This is a genomic window from Lentilactobacillus kefiri (assembly GCF_007989105.1).
In the GTDB taxonomy this organism is placed as follows: domain Bacteria; phylum Bacillota; class Bacilli; order Lactobacillales; family Lactobacillaceae; genus Lentilactobacillus; species Lentilactobacillus kefiri.
The window spans coordinates 1-1,993 of sequence record NZ_BJVK01000081.1; the positions used below are offsets into that span (position 1 = coordinate 1).

At 38.4% G+C, this 1,993-nt stretch carries 2 protein-coding genes and 2 pseudogenes; all 4 read right to left on the minus strand.

Features of this window, described 5'->3' with window-relative positions:
• Nucleotides 1-247, minus strand: a pseudogene (locus LKE01_RS11700) (hypothetical protein); the annotation flags it as partial.
• A gap of 75 nt (nt 248-322) precedes the next feature.
• Nucleotides 323-640, minus strand: a complete 318-nt coding sequence (locus tag LKE01_RS11705) for a hypothetical protein (RefSeq protein WP_179286822.1) — start codon at nt 638-640, stop codon at nt 323-325.
• A 127-nt stretch (nt 641-767) separates the two neighbouring features.
• Nucleotides 768-1,133, minus strand: a complete 366-nt coding sequence (locus LKE01_RS11710; RefSeq protein WP_054769886.1) for a hypothetical protein — start codon at nt 1,131-1,133, stop codon at nt 768-770.
• Between the two features lies 1 nt (nt 1,134).
• Nucleotides 1,135-1,993: pseudogene (locus LKE01_RS12140) on the minus strand (hypothetical protein); the annotation flags it as partial.

A 1,993-nucleotide genomic window follows, 5' to 3' on the forward strand; every position in this document is an offset into this window, starting at 1 on the left:
AGCATTGTTGCTTGTTGCTGGTATCTTTGAACAAGCCCTGGCGATCGCCCTCAAACTCACCCCAGTTCACAGAATTGTACTTGAGTACCTTTTGTTTAGAAGCATATCCAAGGGAATTCATATCCAGATGCTTCCAGTTGGTGCTGGCAGATGCTGACATCGGAACTAAAATCAACAGAGAAAAGAAAGCTAATAATAACCACTTTAAAGTGATCTTATGTTGTCGAATAACAAACAAGCTCATCATTAACCTTTCATTTAATGGATGATTGTGAATGATGCTCATCCACAATCCGGTAAATGTCAAATTCAACTAACAAGATTAGTACTTAATCGGCTTGACCAACCAGAATCGATAGGTTACCGTGTAAACCCATTTCTGCTGGCCCAACTTATAGTAGTAGGAATATTCAGGCGTTTTATGGCCATGACCAAGAACAATCTTTTGATAATTATATTTTAACTGAAGCGCCTTATCATGGTTGTTATACCGATAAATCACGGTTCGAGACTTTTTGATGTACCGATACTGAATATGCTTATCAGAGCTAAAGTAAGCTTTGCTATCCCCACCTTCAAAATCTCCCCATCCCGTAGGACTATATTTGATTACCTTGTGCTTATAAGGTTTGCCAAGCATATTTGAATACACTGGTTTTCAAGTTGAACTGGCGAATGATTTACACTGTAGTGGGCTTGAAATGCCAAGTCCAATAACTGCAATGATGAGAAAAAATAGATTCAATCTTTTTGTCATAACTTTACCTCTAGGGCTTTTTTAATGGTTGATTGAAGTGAATATTATACACAATGGCGGGAATAGCATTTAGGATTATACCCAACAAAATCAAGGGGAACAGAAAGTAATTTCCAGAAAGTATTTGTTGCACAGTCGGAATCAAATTGATAATAATCAATAAACTTGAGAGTGCGAGCACTATGTTCTTTTTTAAGGCAAAGAAATACACAATGCCTACAAATACATTGCTCCCTCCTGTGAATATCAGCCAATAAATATCAGACATACCTGAATTTGCAGGAAGTGGTCCAAGTGCAAAAATGCTAAAAAGCACCTCTAGTACACCGATCAATATCAACAATGATCCAAGTAATATCCTGTTTAATATCTTCAACTTATTCGCTCCCTTTGTATATTAATGCAAACTTACCTTTTCTTGGGAAACAATTATCCAAGTTATATGGTGGAACAACCCCAGAACTTGGATTCTTGATCTTAAATCCAATTGAATGGCGCGAAGAATCTTGGAATGCATAGGCTTGATAAACGATCTTGGAACAATATGTCCGTTTCGTATAACCGAGTCCTCCTCCAAATCCGTACTTTATGCGTTTGTAGTTTTTTCCATGATAAAGCTTCATAGCAATCCTTGAAGCCCGATTTCTTGCTGCCGAATTTTTTTCATGCCAAACTTTGACCCAATTATTCTGACCTCTCGCCATCCGTTCCCACTTGGTTTTGCTTTCCAACACTGGATGTTGCCCATATCCATTAATTGTCAAAACTTTCCCATTAGGAGCCACGATTCCAGCGTGCCCTGTTAATCCTGCAGATGAAGTTTTGTTGGTTGTGACTATATCACCGGGCTTAGCATTCTTTACGCTAAATCGCTTATGATGACCAACATGTGATTCTTGTTTCAAACTGGACTCATACTTATAATTATCAGACTTATACTTTTGAACCTCTTTAGTTCTAGTTCTCTCTTGAAGAGGTGTATTACTCTTAGAAGATGCTGAAGTTGAAGAATGGTTTTCAGTCATATCATTCGGATCACTTGTACTTGAATCATCTGACTTGTTTACTACAGAACTGTCAGTTGCGGTTTGATTAGACTGATCTACTTCAGATTCTCCTAGTCTCTGAGCAGAAGTATTACCATGGATGCTTTGATTATTTGTCGAGACCGTTGCAGAAACATTCCCAGAATTAGTTGTAGCCCCTGCAGTGGCACCACCAGCAGAGATTCCACCA

Bases quoted from the DNA above. Each gene is read 5' to 3' on its own strand.
- LKE01_RS11705 (WP_179286822.1), bottom strand. From the start codon at position 640: ATGCTTGGCAAACCTTATAAGCACAAGGTAATCAAATATAGTCCTACG.